The sequence below is a fragment of the Paenibacillus solani genome, from assembly GCF_001277345.1.
In the GTDB taxonomy this organism is placed as follows: domain Bacteria; phylum Bacillota; class Bacilli; order Paenibacillales; family Paenibacillaceae; genus Paenibacillus_AQ; species Paenibacillus_AQ solani.
In genome coordinates, this window is record NZ_LIUT01000001.1 from 1040960 (window position 1) to 1060410 (window position 19451).

General features: G+C 47.9%; 17 protein-coding genes. 12 read left to right on the forward strand and 5 right to left on the reverse strand.

The annotated features are described in order from the left end of the window. Window positions 1–27: 27 nt before the first annotated feature. Both AM231_RS04580 and gndA read left to right on the forward strand, forming a co-directional pair. Window positions 28–624, forward strand: coding sequence for a hypothetical protein (locus AM231_RS04580; RefSeq protein WP_053489006.1), 597 nt, complete (start codon window positions 28–30; stop codon window positions 622–624). Between the two features lie 205 nt (window positions 625–829). Then, a complete protein-coding gene (gene gndA, locus AM231_RS04585) occupies window positions 830–2239 on the forward strand; it encodes an NADP-dependent phosphogluconate dehydrogenase (RefSeq protein WP_207383527.1) in 1410 nt (469 codons plus the stop codon). Between the two features lie 46 nt (window positions 2240–2285). On the opposite strand, the gene AM231_RS04590 is transcribed toward gndA, so the two are convergent. Continuing rightward, window positions 2286–2621 (reverse strand): hypothetical protein, encoded by a 336-nt coding sequence (locus AM231_RS04590; RefSeq protein WP_054401497.1) that lies wholly within the window; start codon window positions 2619–2621, stop codon window positions 2286–2288. A gap of 207 nt (window positions 2622–2828) precedes the next feature. On the opposite strand from AM231_RS04590, the gene AM231_RS04600 reads away from it, so the two are divergent. Continuing rightward, window positions 2829–3341 (forward strand): shikimate kinase, encoded by a 513-nt coding sequence (locus AM231_RS04600; RefSeq protein ID WP_278044604.1) that lies wholly within the window; start codon window positions 2829–2831, stop codon window positions 3339–3341. A gap of 162 nt (window positions 3342–3503) precedes the next feature. Here AM231_RS04600 and AM231_RS04605 read toward each other — a convergent pair whose 3' ends face one another. After that, window positions 3504–3812, reverse strand: coding sequence for a rhodanese-like domain-containing protein (locus tag AM231_RS04605; RefSeq protein WP_054401499.1), 309 nt, complete (start codon window positions 3810–3812; stop codon window positions 3504–3506). 166 nt (window positions 3813–3978) lie between these two features. On the opposite strand from AM231_RS04605, the gene aroA reads away from it, so the two are divergent. From aroA to ptsP, 4 genes are all read left to right on the forward strand, one after another. Beyond that, window positions 3979–5271: a 3-phosphoshikimate 1-carboxyvinyltransferase gene (gene aroA, locus AM231_RS04610; RefSeq protein ID WP_054401500.1), complete on the forward strand. Its 1293-nt coding sequence runs from the start codon at window positions 3979–3981 to the stop codon at window positions 5269–5271. Window positions 5272–5322: 51 nt separating this feature from the next. After that, window positions 5323–5745: a CoA-binding protein gene (locus AM231_RS04615; protein ID WP_054401501.1), complete on the forward strand. Its 423-nt coding sequence runs from the start codon at window positions 5323–5325 to the stop codon at window positions 5743–5745. A gap of 192 nt (window positions 5746–5937) precedes the next feature. After that, complete coding sequence (locus tag AM231_RS04620) at window positions 5938–7821, forward strand: glucose PTS transporter subunit IIA (protein WP_054401502.1); 1884 nt, start codon at window positions 5938–5940, stop codon at window positions 7819–7821. Next, the gene (gene ptsP, locus AM231_RS04625) at window positions 7818–9581 is read left to right on the forward strand and encodes a phosphoenolpyruvate--protein phosphotransferase (RefSeq protein ID WP_054401503.1); all 1764 of its coding nucleotides are present in this window, start codon (window positions 7818–7820) and stop codon (window positions 9579–9581) included. The genes AM231_RS04620 and ptsP overlap by 4 nt, the downstream gene beginning before the upstream one ends. A 146-nt stretch (window positions 9582–9727) precedes the next feature. Here ptsP and AM231_RS04630 read toward each other — a convergent pair whose 3' ends face one another. After that, on the reverse strand, window positions 9728–10255 hold the full coding sequence (locus AM231_RS04630) for a type 1 glutamine amidotransferase domain-containing protein (protein ID WP_054401504.1): 528 nt from the start codon (window positions 10253–10255) through the stop codon (window positions 9728–9730). A gap of 311 nt (window positions 10256–10566) precedes the next feature. Here AM231_RS04630 and AM231_RS04635 point away from each other — a divergent pair, with 311 nt between their 5' ends. The 4 genes from AM231_RS04635 (at window position 10567) to AM231_RS04650 (ending at window position 13331) form a co-directional block, all read left to right on the forward strand. After that, window positions 10567–10968 (forward strand): hypothetical protein, encoded by a 402-nt coding sequence (locus tag AM231_RS04635; protein ID WP_242615070.1) that lies wholly within the window; start codon window positions 10567–10569, stop codon window positions 10966–10968. A gap of 96 nt (window positions 10969–11064) precedes the next feature. Beyond that, window positions 11065–11412 (forward strand): bacillithiol system redox-active protein YtxJ, encoded by a 348-nt coding sequence (gene ytxJ, locus AM231_RS04640; RefSeq protein WP_053488996.1) that lies wholly within the window; start codon window positions 11065–11067, stop codon window positions 11410–11412. Window positions 11413–11505: 93 nt separating this feature from the next. After that, window positions 11506–12516, forward strand: coding sequence for a catabolite control protein A (ccpA, locus tag AM231_RS04645; RefSeq protein WP_054401506.1), 1011 nt, complete (start codon window positions 11506–11508; stop codon window positions 12514–12516). A 113-nt stretch (window positions 12517–12629) separates the two neighbouring features. Beyond that, on the forward strand, window positions 12630–13331 hold the full coding sequence (locus AM231_RS04650) for a 5'-methylthioadenosine/adenosylhomocysteine nucleosidase (RefSeq protein WP_054401507.1): 702 nt from the start codon (window positions 12630–12632) through the stop codon (window positions 13329–13331). 103 nt (window positions 13332–13434) lie between these two features. Here the strand turns inward: AM231_RS04650 and AM231_RS04655 are convergent, their stop codons facing one another. Beyond that, window positions 13435–14067: a GNAT family N-acetyltransferase gene (locus tag AM231_RS04655; protein ID WP_054401508.1), complete on the reverse strand. Its 633-nt coding sequence runs from the start codon at window positions 14065–14067 to the stop codon at window positions 13435–13437. Between the two features lie 283 nt (window positions 14068–14350). Here AM231_RS04655 and acsA point away from each other — a divergent pair, with 283 nt between their 5' ends. Then, the gene (gene acsA, locus AM231_RS04660; RefSeq protein WP_053488992.1) at window positions 14351–16075 is read left to right on the forward strand and encodes an acetate--CoA ligase; all 1725 of its coding nucleotides are present in this window, start codon (window positions 14351–14353) and stop codon (window positions 16073–16075) included. A 166-nt stretch (window positions 16076–16241) separates the two neighbouring features. On the opposite strand, the gene AM231_RS04665 is transcribed toward acsA, so the two are convergent. Continuing rightward, window positions 16242–19355, reverse strand: coding sequence for a penicillin-binding protein 1A (locus AM231_RS04665; protein ID WP_054401509.1), 3114 nt, complete (start codon window positions 19353–19355; stop codon window positions 16242–16244). Between the last annotated feature and the right edge of the window lie 96 nt (window positions 19356–19451).

Below are 19451 nucleotides of genomic sequence, written 5' to 3' on the forward strand. Positions count from 1 at the left end.
CGGTAGTAAACCGGAGGAGGGAGTGCCGTGAATAAGAGCGAGGAAGTGGAGTATTGCAACCTGGAGCTCCGGTTTGATCGCCGGCATATCCAGGACTTGATCAAGGAATTGATCCAAGAAGGATATTCTCTTTACTGGAGTGAGAATGATACGCAGTTCGTCATTTCAATCCGTACAGGGCGTAAGCTCGTAAAACTGCGGTTCCAACGTACAGGAAGCGGTTTTAAGCTGGTTGGCGATTATATGATTCGTGATCCCAAGCTTTCCGAATGGATGGAGAAATTAATTGAGAATACCCGTGGCCACGCTGTCGTCAAACGGTTCAAGGACAGGCAAATTCTGATCGAGAGCATTTTGTTCGGTGAGGTGATTAGGCTCGTGGAGATATCCGGTTATCGGCAAAGGGTCCTGTTTCAGAAGGGAACACCGATGACCGAGCAGGAAATGCTTAGATTGTTTGAATCAGATGAGGGAGAACAGCGGCTGCTGCTGTGCAGACTGGAAACTGACGATGAGCTAGAGAGGCTTCACGAAGCACTGCTGGAGGGGGATCAGGACCGAATCGCAGCTTGCAAGCAAAGACTTCGCGAGCTTTCCTTGGAGCTGCTGAGGCTGGAGTGGTAAAACATAACTTCAAAAAAGATACAAGTTTAGAGCACGAACAACACTCCGAAACGATAGGGGTGTTTTCGCGCGTGTTCTGATTTTGTGACAGGGGTTCACTTGTCAAATGAAAAACGTTAATATAATATTATTGCAAATCATCTCGGATAGGGATGTGCTGGTTAGACATATTAAAAATATATTGGAGAAAAGGATGGAGAACCAGATGTCAAAACAACAAATCGGCGTCATCGGACTTGCTGTAATGGGTAAAAACCTGGCCCTGAACATTGAAAGCAAAGGTTTCACCGTTTCCGTATATAACCGCTCTCCGCAAAAAACGGAAGATATGCTGAAGGAAACCGAAGGCAAGCAAGTAAAAGGGACGTTCTCGATCGAGGAATTTGTAGATTCCCTTGAAACTCCTCGCAAGATCCTGATCATGGTACAAGCGGGACAAGCTACAGATGCTACGATTGAGCAGCTTATTCCACATTTGGATAAAGGCGATATTATTATCGATGGCGGTAACGCTTATTTCCCTGATACACAGCGCCGCAGCAAAGAACTGGCTGAGAAGGGCTTCAACTTCATCGGTGCAGGTGTTTCCGGCGGTGAAGAAGGCGCGCTGAAAGGCCCATCCATCATGCCTGGCGGACAAGAGAGTGCCTACAAGCTGGTTGAACCTATTCTGACGGCTATCTCTGCCAAGATCAACGATGAGCCTTGCTGTACATACATCGGACCGGATGGTGCCGGCCATTATGTGAAAATGGTCCACAACGGTATCGAATATGGCGATATGCAGCTTATTTGTGAAGCATACCAATTGCTGAAGGACGTGCTCGGCCTTGATGCGAAGGACCTGCATGGAATCTTCACGGAATGGAACAAAGGGGAGCTTGACAGCTACCTGATCGAAATTACGGCAGACATTTTCTCCAAATATGACGAAGAAACCGGCAAACCAATGGTTGACGTTATCTTGGATACGGCAGGCCAAAAAGGAACAGGCAAATGGACAAGCCAAAGCTCCCTGGACCTGGGTGTACCACTGTCCATGATCACTGAGTCCGTATTCTCCCGCTTCCTGTCTGCGATGAAAGAAGAGCGCGTAGCAGCAAGCAAGATTCTGAACGGACCGAAAGCAACTGCATTTGACGGTGACAAAGCGGAATTCATCGAAAATGTACGTAAAGCGCTGTTTGCAAGTAAGATCGTATCTTACGCACAAGGCTTCGCACAGCTTCGCGTAGCTTCCGATGAATATGGCTGGGATCTGAAATACGGCAATCTTGCTAAAATCTGGCGCGGTGGCTGCATTATCCGTTCCCGTTTCCTGCAGAACATCACGGACGCTTATGAGAACAATCCAGAGCTGAAAAACCTGCTCCTCGATCCGTTCTTTACTGAAATTATCGAAAATTATCAAGATGCATGGCGTAAAGTGGTAGCTTCCGCGGTATCGCTCGGCATTCCAGTGCCTGGCTTCTCCAGTGCACTTGCATACTACGACAGCTACCGTTCGGCGAACTTGCCAGCGAACCTGCTCCAAGCTCAGCGCGACTATTTCGGAGCGCACACGTTTAAACGCGTAGATAAAGAAGGAACCTTCCACTTCAACTGGATGGATTAATCCTGGAATTTTTACGCCAGTATTAATGCCTTCCTCCCTGGATGGATTAATCAATCGTATGGTCTTGAATAGGCGAGAGGGCATCTGCGAGCTCGGGAAGTCCATACATGGCATTTAAGAGACAGGTGCGAACATCATCGTTCTTCGCATGAAAGTGGTTTCCGCTACTATGCAAGAGCAGCGCAGCTTCGCAGTAGCTGCTGAAGTTTCTCAGTAATCGTGGCTTTGAAAGATCCAGCAAGTTAGGGTCTTTTGAAGCCACTTTTTTTTGGACATAATGAAGCACCCAGATAATATCCTCGCGGCACAGAGGGTAGGAAGGATCGGATATTCGGCGGATCCGACGGGCTGCGGATGAGAGATTGGTTGGATAATTAGACATGGACAGGGTTCACTCCATTTCTTCGAATCTTGTACTCTTGCAATCAGTATATGATATTACGGAACAAGATAGACTGGATCCGATAGGGTCTTTTTTCTCCTTCATAGATGAACCATTCCGAGATAAGGGTGCATTGTCGAAAGATTTGGGGCTGTGGTATGATATGGGGAACCTATACATATAAGCACAGCAAATGGGGTGTGGTACTTGGATAACCAGGGTAGAAATATTATTCTGATTGGAATGATGGGAACAGGAAAGTCAACGGTCGGTCGTCTGATCGCAGATGAGCTCGGTTACACGTTAATTGATCTGGATGCCGAAATTGAGAGATTGGAAGGCAAGACCATTCCCGAGATGTTTGAAACAGCCGGGGAGCATTATTTTCGTGAAGCTGAATCTGCTGCATTAAACAGTGTTTTGCACCAAAGAGGAGTAGTTCTGGCCTCAGGCGGGGGCGCTGTCCTGCGTGCGGACAATTGTGAAGCGATGAAACGTGGAGGTTGGGTTGCTGCACTCACTGCGGATGCTGCCAGTATCGTGGAGCGGGTACGTGGGGATGCCAATCGGCCACTGCTGGCGGGTGATGTTGAAGAGAAGGTTCGGCAGATTCTGGAGGAGCGAAAGGACAAGTATCTATTTGCCGATGTCATGGTAGATACCGTTGGCCGCTCTGCCGATGAAGTGGCGGCTCATATTTTAGCGCATTACCGCGGCTAAGATTACAAGTAAGGCACACGCATTTCTCATTGATCATGTTTGTTACCTATGGCAGCAGAGTTGTTAGTATGATCGATGAGAATTTCAAGAAGTTCTTGTGTTTACCAAAACACCAAAAAAAGGCGGGGATCATCATAATCCCGCACCTGCTTCTTGGCATATCTATTCTTCATCGTCATGCCACTGCAGCATGCCGCCCTTCATGTTGATTACATTATCCAAGCCTTGGTGAGTCAAAAATTCGCATACATGTTGGCTGCGTCCACCGCTGCGACAGATGATGACAACCTCTTGATTGCGCGGAATTTCATCCAGTCGATTCGGAATTTCGCCCATCGGAATATGCTTGGCACCACTGATCATGCCAGCAGCAACCTCTTCATCCTCGCGGACGTCAATCATGTAGACTGTTTCGCCATCTTGAAGCCGGCTTCTCAGCTCTGTCGTTTCCATTTGAGGGATAGGTTTCATTATATAGACCTCTTTTCTGAAATAGTAAGACTCATATTGGAACAATCTGAAGTTTTCTGTTCATATGCACTATGATAACCAAGCCGATAATTCCCTGTCAATTTATGCTTGGAATGCCGGCTTGAATCATCCCAATATATATCTATACGAAGGAGAGATACATACAATGGATGTCATCGTCAGGCCTACACCATCACTAAATGGAGAGATTGGGGCACTGTCCTCCAAGAACTATACAACCCGCTACCTGCTGGTAGCTGCGCTGGCAGAAGGAACAAGCACAATTTATTACCCTGCTCACAGCGAGGATAGCGACGCTATGAGACGCTGTATTATTGATTTGGGGGCTGTAATCGAAGAGGATGACGAGAAGGCGGTCATTACAGGTTTTGGCAAGTCGCCCCGGGATGTGAAGGAACTGAATGTGGGAAATGCGGGTGCCGTATTGCGATTCTTGATGGGCGTTACAGCTTTGTCGAAAGAAGTTACCTTCATCAATGCTTATCCAGAATCACTAGGCAAGCGTCCTCATGATGATCTCATTGAAACGCTGGGTCAATTGGGTGTGGAAGTAGAGCATAACGATGGCAGACTGCCAATCACGATTCGCGGCGGCAAGCCAAAGGGTGGAAAGCTTACCGTATCAGGTGAAGTGAGCTCGCAGTACTTAAGTGCGCTATTATTCTTAACTCCGCTCCTTGCTGAAGACAGTGAAATCACCGTTACAGGCGATTTGAAGTCCAAAGTAGTTGTAGGGCAGACACTGGAAGTTCTGGAGCAAGCAGGGATTATAATTCATGCTGCGGACGATTATACGTTCTTCCGTGTTCCAGGTGGTCAATCCTACGAAGCAAAAACGTATACAGTTCAAGGCGATTATCCGGGCTCTGCTGCCGTTCTGGCAGCGGCTGCCGTTACACAATCGGATGTGACCATCCGCAATCTATCGGAGGACAGCAAGCAGGGAGAGCGCGCCATTATTGATGTTCTGCGCATGATGGAGGTTCCTCTTACGCACGAGAATGGTAATGTTCATGTGAAAGGCAACTCTACTCTTAAAGCGCTGGAATTCGATGGAGATGCCGCGACAGACGCGGTGCTTGCGATGGTGGCTGCAGCCGTGTTTGCAGAAGGCACTTCCAGGTTCTATAATGTCCAGAATCTTCGGTATAAGGAATGCGACCGGATTACGGATTATTTGACGGAGCTGAGAAAAGCAGGAGCCAACGTGGAAGAGCGCCAAGCCGAAATCATTGTTCACGGCCGTCCAGAAGGAGTCGAAGGCGGCGTGGAGATCAATGCCCATTATGATCACCGGGTAATCATGGCTTTGACCGTGGTCGGGCTGCGCGCGCAGCAGCCGATTCGGATTAAAGACGCCCATCATGTGGCGAAGTCCTACCCGCAATATTTTGATCATATGAAAACGCTTGGGGCCCAGGTGGAATGGGTAAAATAATGGGGTAGACCAGCCGCTCATCGATAATGAAAGGAAAGGTGGTCATGAACCATGGCATTTGAAAATCCATCACGTGAAGAAATCGCTGATCTTTTACGTAATGCCGGCAACATCGCCGTAGTGGGTCTGTCTGACCGGCCGGATCGTACTTCCTATATGGTCTCGGCAGCGATGCAAACGCGCGGGTACCGGATTATCCCGGTGAATCCGGGAGCAACCGAAATACTCGGCGAGAAGTGTTATTCTTCTTTGAAGGACATACCGGAGTCGGTCGATATCGTCAACGTGTTTCGTCGTAGTGAATACTGTGCCGATGTGGCCCGGGAAGCGGCTGAGATTGGTGCCAAGGTGTTATGGCTGCAGCAGGGAATCGTCAGTGAAGAAGCTGCGGACATCGCTAAGAATGCCGGCATGATTGCGATTATGGACCGCTGCATCAAAGTGGAGGATTCCATTGCGCTCGGCGGCCGCTAAGAGAATATTTAGGAATGAAGGTTAAAGCAAGTCTTACATGGAAGGCAGCGGGTTTTTAGACTGGGCACGAATAGTCTGGTCTTTCCCACTGTTCTTCGGTGAGGCTTGCTTTTCTATGTGGCGCATCCCCCTTTTTCTTTTGACAAAAACAGATGCAGCGCGTACCATCAAGAATAGAAAGGAGGGCTCGCCTTGAATTGGTTGGGATCATTGCAACAGCTTGGCAGAGCAGTCATGCTCCCTACAATGGCGCTTCCTGCGGCGGCTCTCCTGCTTAGTGTAGGGAGTCTGCCGTGGTCGGCATGGGGTTTTCAAACCTTGGGTGAAATTGCCCAAGCAGCCGGGCATGGCGTGTTCTATTACATGCCCTATTTATTCGCCGTGGGTGTGGCATGGGGGCTCTCAAACCAGGGAGGGCCCGCAGGGCTTGCTGCTCTGGCGGGCATGTTCATCTATGACCAGGTGATCTCTCGTCTGGGAGACGGGAGCATACAGCCCTCGACTTTGATAGGTATTGTGTTTGGGATCATGTCCGGTTATGTTTACAATCGGTTTAAACATATTAAACTGCCCGAAGCCATACAGTTTTTTGGAGGCTCACGCTTCGTGCTGTTATTCATGGGATTGTTCTCGACCCTGTTTGCATGGCTCATGCTGGGCACGGCTCCCCTTGTGCAGCGTGGATTGGATTCCTTCTATGAGCTGACTGTGCATATGGGAGCTTTCGGCTTGTTTTTATATGGCATTCTGTATCGTGTCCTGACGGCTTTCGGACTGCACCATTTATTGAACAATATTTATTGGTTTCAGCTGGGGTCGTACCAGACGGAGGATGGAAATATTGTCCAAGGGGACTTGCCGCGCTTTTTTGCGGGGGATCCGACAGCGGGCGACTTTATGGCGGGATTGTTCCCGATTATGATGTTTGCCCTGCCGGCGATTGCGTTTGCTATTATTCAAGAAGCACGTGAAGATCTAAAGCCGAAAGTGAAAAAAACTTTCATGCGCTCGGCTCTGGTCTGCTTCTTGACTGGAGTATCGGAGCAGATCGAATTTGCATTTTTATTTGCTTCTCCTTACCTGTACATTATTCATGCGCTGATGGCCGGTTTTGCGATGGTGCTTACCTATGCATTGAATATCCATCACGGCTTTTCATACTCGGCCGGATTTATTGATTATGTGCTGAATTTCCATTTGTCACAAAATGCCTGGCTTATCATCCCGATCGGCGTCGTGTATGCCCTCGTCTATTATTTTCTGTTCCGATGGGCAATTCGCACCTTTGAGATTCCGACACCGGGACGTGAGGAAGGATCAGCCCTGGAAGGCCGGGCCGGAGATATTCCTTATCAGGCTCCGCTTATTCTGGAGGCGCTTGGAGGCAAAGACAACATCGTTCAGGTGCAGTCCTGCATGACGCGTCTGCGATTGACTGTTTATAATGATCGCCAGATTGATTCGGATGCCCTAAAATTGCTCGGTTCTGCTGGCATTATCAAGCTGGGCGGAGGCAATATGCAGGTAGTGTTCGGAACTTATTCCGAGCTCATCCGTGAAGAGATCAACAAGTTGATGCAACAGGATTTACCGCGAGTTCTGTTCAGCGCGCCTGTCCAGGGACGCATGCTGCCGATTGATAAAGTGCCGGACGATATTTTTGCCGCCAAGCTTGTCGGCAATGGTGTGGCATTCATACCGGAAAAGGGAGAACTCGTTTCGCCGGTGTATGGAACCGTGATGCATGTCTATCCGACGATGCATGCAATCGGAATATCAACACCGGATGGACTTGAGGTTTTGATTCATATCGGGATTGATACTTCACAGCTGAAAGGACCGTTTACAGCTGTGGTTAGTGAAGGGGATATTGTGGAGCCGGGGCAATTGCTGGTTAAGTTTGATTTGGCGTATCTGAAGACACACGCCGCATCACTGGCAACGCCTATGGTAATCACGAATCCTGACAAAGTCAGATCCTGGAGCTACGCTCCGTTCAAGTCTGTTAAGAGAGGACAGTCATCTGTCATGTCCGTGGTATTAAATGAGAGTAATGCTGGGGGTAGAGGATCATGATACAAGGCATTGGCGCAGCAACAGGTGTAGCAATCGGTAAGGCTTTCGTACTGCCGCATTGGGAGCTGGATCTTCCGGACTCCGAAATGGATGCTGTCGATTTAGCCAAAGAGTTCGAGCGCTTATATGAAGGCATACGAACCTCCAAGAATGAAATTGAATATATCAAGAATGAGTTCAAGGAAATGGTGGGACCCGAGGAGTCTCAGATCTTTGATGCGCACCTGGCCATACTGGAGGACCCTGTGTTCATGAACGAGATACAGGGGATTATCGAGCGTCAATACAAGGCTGCTGAAGTGGCGGTCAAGGAGGCGATCGATCATTTTGTCTCTATGTTTGATCTGCTGGATGACGAATATATGAAGGAGCGGGCACTGGACATCAAAGATGTCGGAAACCGACTGCTCAAGCATCTTCTAGGTGCTCCTGAAGTCAAGCTCCCGGCTGATACCCAGCCCTATATATTGGTGGCGAAAGAGCTCTCTCCGTCTCAGCTGGTGCATCTCAACCCTTCCCATGTTCTTGGCATTGTGACGATGACAGGCGGCATTACCTCTCATTCAGCGATCATGGCCCGGGCGATTGGCATACCTCTTGTATCAGGTATTGAGAACAAGCTGGAAGAGCCGATTCAGACCGGCGAGTATTTGGTTGTGGATGGGGACACAGGCTTGCTGTATGTGGAGCCTGACGCCATAATCTTGGAACATTACGAAGAGATTCGTGATCAGCAGCAGAAGAAGAAGGAGCAGCTCCAGCTTCTGGCCACGGTGGAGCCTATTACCAAGGATGGGGTCACCCTTAACCTGGCCGCGAATATGAGTTCCATTAAAGAGCTGGATATTGCTCTGAAGCATGGCGCCTTCGGAGTCGGTTTGTTCCGCACTGAATTTTTATATATGGACCGCCACAGCTTGCCGACGGAGGATGAGCAATTTGAGGTGTATAAGCTGGTTGCGGAGAACGTGGGTGATGGCTCTGCAGTGATTCGCACTCTCGATATCGGCGGCGATAAACCGCTGGATTATCTCCCTCTCGCTGAAGAGGAGAACCCCTTCCTTGGTTACCGGGCGATCCGCATCTGTCTGGATAATGTGGAGCTGTTTCAGACCCAACTGTCTGCCATTCTTAGAGCAAGCGTATACGGTAATGTAAAAATCATGTATCCGATGATATCCTCCGTTGAGGAGCTTAAACAGGCGAATGCGATATTACGGCAAGCCATGGAGGATTTGGACCGACGCGGCATAGCCTACAACCCGGACATCAAGGTTGGCATTATGATTGAGGTGCCTGCGGCGGTGACTATCGCGGATCTGTTGGCAGAAGAAGCCGATTTTTTCAGCATCGGAACGAATGATCTCGTCCAGTACGTTCTGGCGGTGGACCGGATGAATGAGCAGATTGCCCATATGTATCGTCCGTTTCATCCTGCTATCCTACGCATGCTCCGAATGACGGTAGATGCTGCGCACAAGGCAGGTATTCCGGTCAGTGTTTGCGGTGAGTTGGCCGGGGACGAACGGGCGATTCCAATCTGGCTGGAGCTCGGTATTAAGGATCTTAGTATGTCACCGCAATCCTTGCTTCGCGTGAAGCATCGTATTCTGAACACGAACGCAGCTGAAGCGAAAGCAGAGGCTGCGGCTTGCTTCAAGTTAAGTACCGTGTCTGCGATCGAGGAACGGCTTAGCGCATTTCCCGAACGGGGCAGCAGTGCGAAAGCAACCAAAGGCACCGATAGTACGGCCTCTTAAAGCTTAGAGGCGGAGCAGACTTTGATAGCAGTTTTTTTAAAAAGGACAAGCTATATTTATCCTCAACATCAAACAGCCGTCAACTTTTACTGGATCTGATCCAGTAAAAGTTGACGGCTGTACTTTTATATTAAACTGAAGGTTGACTAGCGCTCCTGTGCCAAAGCGTCACAAAAGGCTTTGCCATATGGGGGCAAATCCGGAGGACGGCGAGCGGATATAATATGACCGTCGACTACAACGGCTTCATCCTTCCATATCGAGCCGGCATTTTCCATATCGTCCCGAATCCCTGGCGTCGATGTTACGGTCCGTCCATCCAGAATTTTAGCTGATATTAGCACCCAACCGGCATGGCAGATCTGGCCAATCGGCTTTTTGTCCTCGTTCATTTCCCTAACCAGTTGAAGCACTTTATTATAACGGCGGAGCTTGTCAGGCGCCCATCCACCAGGCACAAGAATGCCATCATAATCCTTGCTGTTCAGCTCATCAAAAGCATACTCGGCCAGAGCTGGAACACCATATTTGCCGGTATAGGTTTTTCCTTTTTCCAGTCCGGCCAGATGAACCTCCGCACCTTCCTCACGAACCCGGTAAACCGGATACCATAACTCCAAATCTTCAAATTCTTCATCTACCAGCGCTATCACTTTTTTTCCTGTCAATCTCATGATATAGATCTTCTCCTTTCATCACCTGTAATGGGTATCCATAACATGATGCATATGCCTATTCAAACTATCTTCATTGTAACAAATACGGAAGAGAGTTTCATGGAAGGGGAAATAAACAACATTTGGATACAGATTTGGTAAATAAAGCATTATCACAAATAAGGAGGATTCTTTGGTATGATAGTCGAATAGAACTACTTTAATGGCGGAATTGTGACAAGAGAATTAGATTATGTATTAGATTTGGGGTGGGCAATTTGTTCAAAACCTGCGACTGTGGACAGATGATGAAGTTGGAATTAAGAAAGTTGATTCATGAAAGAAAGACACGAATATGCCATGTTCCCGTTTATGCCTGTCAGGCTTGCAAGAAGTATGAGCTTTTGCCTCTAATTAAATCGGAATTACTTCGCTATTTATCATCGCCTGGCCAGGAACCCAGAAGAACACGAGTTTCTTTTGCCGATATCAATGAGTCTGCTTATGTTCTTCGGGAAGCATTTCGTACATATGAGGGAGACTCGGTGGCAGAACTGCAGGCTCGCTGCATGAAAGTCTTTGACGAGCGGGTTAACATGCTGCTTGATCTGTTTTCTTATGCTCAGAACTTGGGCGATGACGACTGGATGCGACAAATTGAGGGAAGACTTGAGCAGCTAAGCAGCATCAAATCGCTAATCCCTGAAAACTCCGGCAATTATTCAAGGTGATTTTCAGAAAATTTTCGCGGATGTTGTTGGATTTTTCACGAACTTTTTGTTAGGATAGAAGATAGGAACTTCAATACATGAAGGGATGTATATCCTATGGCGACGTTGACGAAAATGAATACTATAGAAGAGCTGCACAGCATGCTTGAATCATCAGAGTTGAAGCCATTGCTATTGTTCAAACATAGTACCAGATGCCCAATTAGTACGGGAGCTTACAGGGAAGTGCAAGCTTATCTTCAGAACGACCCGAATGAACAGGTTCATTATGTACTGATTGATGTCATAGCGGATCGCCAAGTGTCGAATCAAGCGGCAGAAACTTTGAGCGTAAAGCACGAATCGCCACAAGTTATTCTTGTAAAAGCAGGAGCGCCAGTCTGGCATACATCCCATTCTCATATTACGGCTGAAGCGCTGAAGACTCAACTGGCCGGCATATAAAGCCGTGTCGTTGCACAAAGCAGTATTTTGTCGTATCATAAATTCAAATGGTATTGAACGAATGAAAATCTATTGGCAATGGAGAGAAGGAATTTGACGGTAACCATTTACGATGTTGCGCGCGAAGCAGGCGTTTCCATGGCGACGGTATCCCGGGTTGTCAACAATAACCCGAACGTTAAGCCTCAGACCCGGAAAAAAGTATACGAAGCGATTGAACGTTTAGGGTATCGTCCGAATGCGGTAGCCAGAGGTCTGGCCAGCAAGAAGACCACAACCGTTGGCGTTGTGATCCCGGACATTTCGAACTCGATTTTTGCGGAAATTGCCCGCGGTATCGAGGATATTGCTAACATGTACCATTATAATATAATTCTATGTAATGCCGACAAACGGAAGGAAAAAGAGATCCGTGTCATCAACACCTTGCTTGAGAAACAAGTGGACGGGCTCTTGTTCATGGGCGGAACGGTGACGGATGAGCATATTCAAGCATTTCAGACATCGTCTGTGCCGATTGTTCTCTGTGCAACCAGTGATGAGCGATGTTCTTATCCTTCCGTCGATATTGATCATGAACAGGCTGCATTTGATGCGGTAAATACATTGATCAGACACGGACATCGCGAGATCGCCATGATCAGCGGTACGCTTCAGGATCCAGCCAATGGTTATGCACGTTTCCAAGGTTACAAGAAAGCACTGGAAGCTGCTGGCATTGAATATCAAGAAGACTTGGTACGGATCGGTAATTATCGTTATGAGTCCGGTGTTGAGGCAATGAAATATTTCCTTGGACTCAAGAAGAAACCAACGGCTATTTTTGCTGCTACGGATGAGATGGCGATTGGGGCCATACATAGTATTCAGGATGAAGGCTATAAAGTACCTGATGACTTCTCTATAATCAGCGTAGATAATATCCGGATGGCTTCGATGGTTCGTCCACAGCTGACGACGGTAGCTCAGCCGATGTATGACCTGGGGGCTGTAGCAATGCGTCTGCTTACCAAGCTGATGAAGAAGGAGAATGTGGAAAATCCTCGCGTGATTCTGCCACATGAAACGATTCTTCGGCTGTCGGTTAGCCATGTGAACGAGTAAAAGGCCATGATAAGCTTGTTAATTACCACCCTGTTATTGGAAAAAGCTCCTGAGATGTGAGGGGCTTTTTTCTGCTTGGAAATCTTTTGATTGTGAAAATGGAGGGCATTGCTATGACAGCACAAGTTATCGGCCTTATCGGGGCCATGGACGAAGAAGTTGAGCTATTATTGGCTCAGCTGGAAAATAAAGAAACGACGGTCAAAGCAGGGGTAACTTATGCTGCCGGAACGATTCATGGCAAGCGGGTAGTTGTATGCAAGAGCGGGGTAGGCAAGGTTAATGCTGCGGTGACCACGCAAATTCTGATCGATTCTTTTGGAGTTTCAAAGGTATTGTTTACCGGCGTTGCAGGTGCGCTGCACCCTGAGCTGAACATTGGCGATATCGTTATCTCATCCTCATGCATGCAGCATGATATGGATGTGACACCGCTAGGCTTTGCGCGTGGGATGATTCCGTATCAGGAAGTTTCCGATTTTCCTGCAGATCAGCATTTGATAGAATTGGCAGAAGAGGCCTGCAAGAAACAGGCGGCGGGGCATTTTATCATCGGAAAGGTATTATCTGGAGATCAGTTTATTGCAAGCCGTGAGACCGTCCAAACGCTCCACGAGGATCTAGGCGGGGCTTGTGCAGAGATGGAAGGCTCCGCAGTTGCCCAGGTATGTTATATGAACAGCGTGCCTTATGTCGTGATCCGATCGATGTCGGATAAAGCCGACGGTTCTGCCCACGTTAATTTTCCCGAGTTTACTGTAAAAGCTTCAAAGCTATCGCATGAAATTGTGAGCTATATGCTAGGTAAGCTCTAGTACCGACAATTCAGCAAGTCATAGTCCTGCCAAGCGGGCATATTGATGCGCATCATACAAATAAAACTCCCCCGAGGTACCTCGGGGGAGTTTTTGTTTAAAATTAATACATAAACCGTTGTCTGAAACGGATCCGATCGAATTGCTCTTGCGATGAAAGCGGAACGTACCGTCCGATTTTGACCATGAGGCAGTTGGCAGGATGGGAGCAGATTTCAGGATCATCGGTTGCATACCACTCCATGTCCACAATTTTCATTAAACGCTCCATCATTTTGCGATAATCCCATACGTTTAAGCCGCTTCCTTTCAGATCCCAATGCCAGTAATACTCGGTCGTAAATACAATGTAACGCTCCAGCTGTTCTTCTTCAAATGCGGTTTTGATCATATGCTGCCCGAGTCCAAGGGAACGGTAGTCATTGGCTACTTCAATGGCACCAAGCTCAATCAAATCTTCCATATTGCCCTCAGACCAGCGTTCCTGTTCATCCGGGTAATGAAAAGTGACATATCCTACGATCATATCCCGGTCTCTCGTGATGATGATTCTACCTTCAGGCAGACCTGCAATTTCCACCAGAGCCTCATGCTGCTCCACAGGTCGACGAAAAGCATTGAGATCAGGGTGCATGGTGAGTTCGGATAATTGCTCGGGAGGCACAGGTCCTTCGATGATTAGGCGGCGGTCTTCAGGGAACAAAACATGAGACTGGTAAACTTTGCAGTGTTCCATCCGTTACGCTCCTTTCGATTCCATACCCTACTTATAGCAAAAAAATAAAAAAATGAAAAGCAATGACAGGTAAACAATAGCTATGATATAATCTTTTCGACATAAATTATTCACAAATGTAGCGTTAATGATAGGTTCCTTGCGAATTCCAAGGGTTAATGACTCGATGACTGTGACAACGTGAAGACCCACCGCAATGTGTAATGTCTATGTATCATTTTAATCATTTTGTAAGCGCTGTCCACTACGAGGAGATCGATTTGAGAATGAGGAGGATGTAATCATGAATCAAACGCATAGCGAAATACTGCCAAGTGAAGTTTCACATTCCAATATGAAGAGTTACGAGCAAGCACGCTCCGAGTTTTCATGGGACGAAATCGAGAGACATTTTACTTGGTATGAGACGGGTAAAGTGAATATGGCATATGAAGCTATTGACCGTCACGTGGCAGAAGGCCGGGGAGATAAGGTTGCTCTCTTGTACAGTGACGCAAGCAGGGACGAGTCTTATACTTATGCGCAATTGAAAGAGAAATCCGACAAGTTCGGAAATGCATTGCGTAAACATGGTGTGGGCAAAGGCGACCGGGTATTTATCTTTATGCCGCGCAGTCCGGAACTCTATGTAGGCCTGCTGGGTATTCTGAAGGTAGGGGCCGTCGTTGGACCGTTGTTCGAAGCTTTCATGGAAACGGCGGTAAAAGACCGCTTGGAGGACAGCGGGGCTGTGGCTCTAATTACAACCCCTGCACTACTGGCACGTGTTAAACGAGACGAGTTACCTGAACTGAAGCATATTTTTGTAGTTGGTGAAGTAGAGGAAGAGCATCCGCAGTTAGTAAACTATTTTGAAGAGCTGGAAGCGGCGTCGAACGAGCTGGAAATCGAATGGCTTGAACGTGAAGATGGGTTGATTATGCACTATACATCAGGCTCTACCGGGAAACCGAAGGGTGTATATCATGTGCAGAATGCGATGATCCAGCAATATTACTCAGCGAAAGTCGTATTGGATTTAAAGGAAGACGATATATACTGGTGTACCGCGGATCCAGGCTGGGTAACCGGCACGGCGTACGGAATATTCGCACCGTGGCTCCATGGAGTTACCAATGTAATCCGGGGTGGTCGTTTCAGCCCGCAGGATTGGTACAATACATTAGCAAAAAACAAGGTTACGGTATGGTACAGCGCTCCGACTGCATTCCGCATGTTAATGGGCGCAGGTTCGGAACTCATCGACCAATATGACTTGAGTAATTTGAGACATGTGTTGTCTGTCGGCGAGCCTCTGAATCCTGAAGTCGTTCGCTGGGGGCACAAGGCTTACAACCACCGTATCCATGATACGTGGTGGATGACAGAGACCGGGGCACAGCTCATCTGTAACTATCCGAGCATGGCGATCAAGCCGGGATCGATGGGACGTCCGCTGCCGGGTATTACAGCCGCGATCTTGGATGATCAAGGCAAAGAAGTAGCGCCATACACGATGGGGAACCTGGCAATTAAGTCACCTTGGCCAGCCATGATGAGAGCCATTTGGAATAATCAGGAGAAGTATGAGGAATACTTCCGTATTCCAGGATGGTATATCTCCGGTGACTCGGCATATATGGACGAAGAAGGGTACTTCTGGTTCCAAGGCAGAATTGATGATGTTATCAATTCCTCCGGTGAGCGAATCGGACCGTTCGAAGTGGAAAGCAAGCTGATTGAACACCCAGCCGTTGCAGAAGCAGGCGTAATCGGCAAGCCGGATGTCACCCGGGGTGAGATCATCAAGGCCTTTATCTCCTTACGCGAGGGATACACGCCTTCTCAGGAGCTCAAGGATGAAATCTACCGTTTTGTTAAGGAAGGACTCTCAGCTCATGCCGCTCCGCGGGAAATTGAGTTTAAAGATAAGCTTCCGAAGACACGGTCCGGTAAAATTATGCGTCGTGTTCTGAAAGCATGGGAATTGGATCTTCCTACAGGCGATCTGTCCACGATTGAAGACTAGACCGCATTAACAATGGGGCTGACAATGATTATGGTGATAAGCCATTTTCATTGTCAGCCCTTTTTTCCCCATGATGAACATATAAACTGTCGGCTTGAGCCCATAATTAAAACCAGCCCCTCCAACAGAGGATCTCTGTAGGGAGGGGCTGGTTTTTTGCTTCTATCTATTTCTTCTCAAAATATACCGTCGGGGAGGCAGGTGATTCTCCGATCGGGTTTACAGCCGTTATTCTGAAGGTACCGCCGATTGGGTTCCCGGAGGTATAATAGAAATCCGTACTTCTGCTAGAACCTAGGATCTGGTAATTGCCATCACTATTTGGACTGATGTAGATATTGTAGACCATTACTTCCTCCTCGGGAGCATTGCCGCTCCAAGTGGCTTTGAACCCCTCTGGAGTGGCCACAAGAGACGGCTGACCTGGTGATGAAGGTACTGTTGCAGCACCTTCATCATTCCCGAGCTCCAAATCGGTATCAGGCTCTTCCTCTGTAAGGTCTTCATCATCCGGAATATCGATAACATCATCAGGGTTGGTTTCCGTCTCACCCGGAACCGGGAAACCAAGGGCTGTACCGCCTACGATGGCGCTTGGCTCCGATACTTTTCCAGCAACGTCTACGGCAACTACATAATAAGTGGTAAACATGCTATCCGCGCCCAGGCCCGAGAAGACAAGACTTTCGTCACCAAGCACGACTTGCCCTTGATGGGTATAAGGACTGCCGTTCACCGATTTGAACAGTCGGTATCCGACGACATCCGGCGATCCGCTGGCATTAAAGCTAATGGAGCCACTGCCCGTCGAGTAATGTACGTTCTTTGGCGGGGTAGGAGCTTTGCCGTCATCCGTTCTCGGATCGACTTTGCTTGGCATTCCCTTCTTAGCGTCTTGTGGAAGATATGCTTCTAGTGGTTTTTTATCTCCCTTCATGACTTTCAGGGCATTCTGCAATTCTACAATGAGCTCGTCAAGCGGCTTTTCACGCTTAAATACGACTTGTTCTCTCAGCATATCCAGAGGCGTCGCTTCCTGTGGAATGTAATTTACACCTCGATAGGTGATATATTTTGCTTTTGCAATACCGTCATCGCTTTCGGTAGGCACGAATTTTACATTAAAAATATCTGTAACGAATTTGTCCGTCAAAGCCGTAGGGAGCTTACCGCTGTACGCGGAAACTGTCTTGGAGGTTATACCTTCAGGCTTTTCGAACGTCTTTGTAGGGAACAGCTCTGGCTTAACATCCGTTACTTCGTTCATGATTCTTGCCCAAATGCTCTGTGCATGTTTACGTTGGTCGCCAACGAGCGTATTGACTTGCTCTCTGTAGCCAACCCATACTCCGAGGGTCACATCAGGCGAATATCCCATGAACCAGACGTCTCCGTAGTTCTGTGTAGAACCTGTTTTGCCGACGATCGGAATCTCGTTGAACTTCTTGTAGGTATCTCTAACCTTGCTGCCGGTTCCGTTTGACACTACGGTACGGAGCATATCTGTCATAAGATACGCGGTCTGTTCAGAGAATACCTGCTCCGGCTTAACTTCATGCCTATAGACAATATTGCCTTTGGAATCCACGATTTTATCAATCATAAACGCATCGTTAAATTTACCGTGATTGCCGATAGCACTGTATGCATTGGTGAGCTCCTCAACGGTAACACCGTGTCCCAGACCACCCAGTACACCCGTGGCAGCGGAATAGTCCCTGTCCTCGAGGGTTGTGATGCCCAGCTTTTTCGAGAAATCCCAAGCATGCTCAATGCCGACAGTGTTATTAAATAGCTTGAGCGCCACGGTATTGGTCGAATCGTTAAGTGCCTGTCTTGCCGTCATTAGTCCTCTGTACCCGCTGTACGAGTTTTTCGGGATGTGGAATACTTTGCTGTAGTCCTTCAATATGATCGGCGAATCGTCCAAAATGCTGGCAGGCTGAATTGCTCCTGAATCAAGTGCCGGTAAATAGGCTGCAATAGGTTTCATGGCAGAACCAGGCTGCCGGATCATCTGGGTAGCGTGGTTCATTTGCTCGTGATTGAAATCACGGCCTTCGATCATGCCTAATATGGCTCCGGTCTTGTTATCGATCATCATGGCGGCCGTTTGCTCCATCCCTTTTTCCGGACTGTCAGCGAAGAAATTGCTATCATCCTCCGCAATGGAACGCATGGTCTTGTATAATGTCCGATCGATGGTGGTATAGACACGGTATCCGCCGGTACTCAATTGAGCACGTGAAGCATCCAGCAGATCAGAGTTTGCTTGCGTGCCTTTTACGTTCTCGCCTGCTTTCTGACTCAGCTCCAACAGGATATTAGATGCTTGGCGTTCAACTTCCATCATGAGATAAGGATAAGTTACATAAGCTTTCTGTGTACGAGGCGCCAGGGATGCCTTGATATCAAATGCCTTGGCCTCTTGATACTCGGCTTCTGTTATTTTCCCTTCTTCCAGCATGCTTGCCAGCACGCGCTGTTGACGATTTACGGCTCGACCGAATGCTTTCTCATCAAATTCGCCCTTGCCGTTGAAGGCAGAGTAAGAAGATGGAAGCTGCGGAAGACCAGCCAAATAGGCAGCCTGTGCCACATTCAGATCATTCAAATTGTTGATGTTAAAAATTCCTCTTGCCGCAGCCTTGATTCCGAACAGTTGATATCCGCTGGAACCATTGCCGTAGGGAACCTTGTTCAAGTAAGCTGTTAATATTTGATCTTTACTCAAAAAACGTTCCATACGCATGGCAAGCAGCATTTCTTTTACTTTACGGTTATCGGTTTTATCGCGACTTAAAAAGGTTAACCTGGCCAGCTGCTGCGTCAGTGTGCTGCCCCCGGTCTGAACCGGCTCATTCAACACACGTTCCTTCACAGCCCGAGCGGTACCTTTTATGTCAACACCCTTATGTGTATAAAATCGGTTGTCTTCTATGGATACAACGGCATCCTTAACAAGCTGGGGAATATCCTTGAACTCCACGGGCCGTCTGTCTTCTTCGGTTCTCAACTGCCCAATTGGTGAGCCATCCGCAAAGTAGGCGAAGCCAGTGATGGCGTTATCGTTCATTGTGTTCTCAATGAGCGCTCGTGAACGTACAGGCTCATTCTCGACAATAGAGGTTACATAGCCGGCTACAGCCCCCCCGGCGAACAAAATCCCCGCCAGACCTATTACAAAGAGCCATCCGATTATGGATCCCAGCACCCGCAGAAAGGACCGTTTACGTGGTTTTTTCTGTTTTTCAGGCTCTTGTTTTTTCTCCTCAACCATGAATGTATACTCCTCCTTTTACCGCACCTATTATAGCATAAATCGAAGGTTTTGAATCACATAACCCCCTTTAGCGTGTCCTTTTTTAGAAGAAGA

What these genes read in the sequence shown, in the direction of transcription:
- gndA (WP_207383527.1), top strand. Translation starts at nt 830, where the DNA reads ATGTCAAAACAACAAATCGGCGTCATCGGACTTGCTGTAATGGGTAAA.
- AM231_RS04590 (WP_054401497.1), bottom strand. Translation starts at nt 2,621, where the DNA reads ATGTCTAATTATCCAACCAATCTCTCATCCGCAGCCCGTCGGATCCGC.
- AM231_RS04605 (WP_054401499.1), bottom strand. Translation starts at nt 3,812, where the DNA reads ATGAAACCTATCCCTCAAATGGAAACGACAGAGCTGAGAAGCCGGCTT.
- aroA (WP_054401500.1), top strand. Translation starts at nt 3,979, where the DNA reads ATGGATGTCATCGTCAGGCCTACACCATCACTAAATGGAGAGATTGGG.
- AM231_RS04615 (WP_054401501.1), top strand. Translation starts at nt 5,323, where the DNA reads ATGGCATTTGAAAATCCATCACGTGAAGAAATCGCTGATCTTTTACGT.
- ptsP (WP_054401503.1), top strand. Translation starts at nt 7,818, where the DNA reads ATGATACAAGGCATTGGCGCAGCAACAGGTGTAGCAATCGGTAAGGCT.
- AM231_RS04630 (WP_054401504.1), bottom strand. Translation starts at nt 10,255, where the DNA reads ATGAGATTGACAGGAAAAAAAGTGATAGCGCTGGTAGATGAAGAATTT.
- ytxJ (WP_053488996.1), top strand. Translation starts at nt 11,065, where the DNA reads ATGGCGACGTTGACGAAAATGAATACTATAGAAGAGCTGCACAGCATG.
- AM231_RS04650 (WP_054401507.1), top strand. Translation starts at nt 12,630, where the DNA reads ATGACAGCACAAGTTATCGGCCTTATCGGGGCCATGGACGAAGAAGTT.
- AM231_RS04655 (WP_054401508.1), bottom strand. Translation starts at nt 14,067, where the DNA reads ATGGAACACTGCAAAGTTTACCAGTCTCATGTTTTGTTCCCTGAAGAC.
- acsA (WP_053488992.1), top strand. Translation starts at nt 14,351, where the DNA reads ATGAATCAAACGCATAGCGAAATACTGCCAAGTGAAGTTTCACATTCC.
- AM231_RS04665 (WP_054401509.1), bottom strand. Translation starts at nt 19,355, where the DNA reads ATGGTTGAGGAGAAAAAACAAGAGCCTGAAAAACAGAAAAAACCACGT.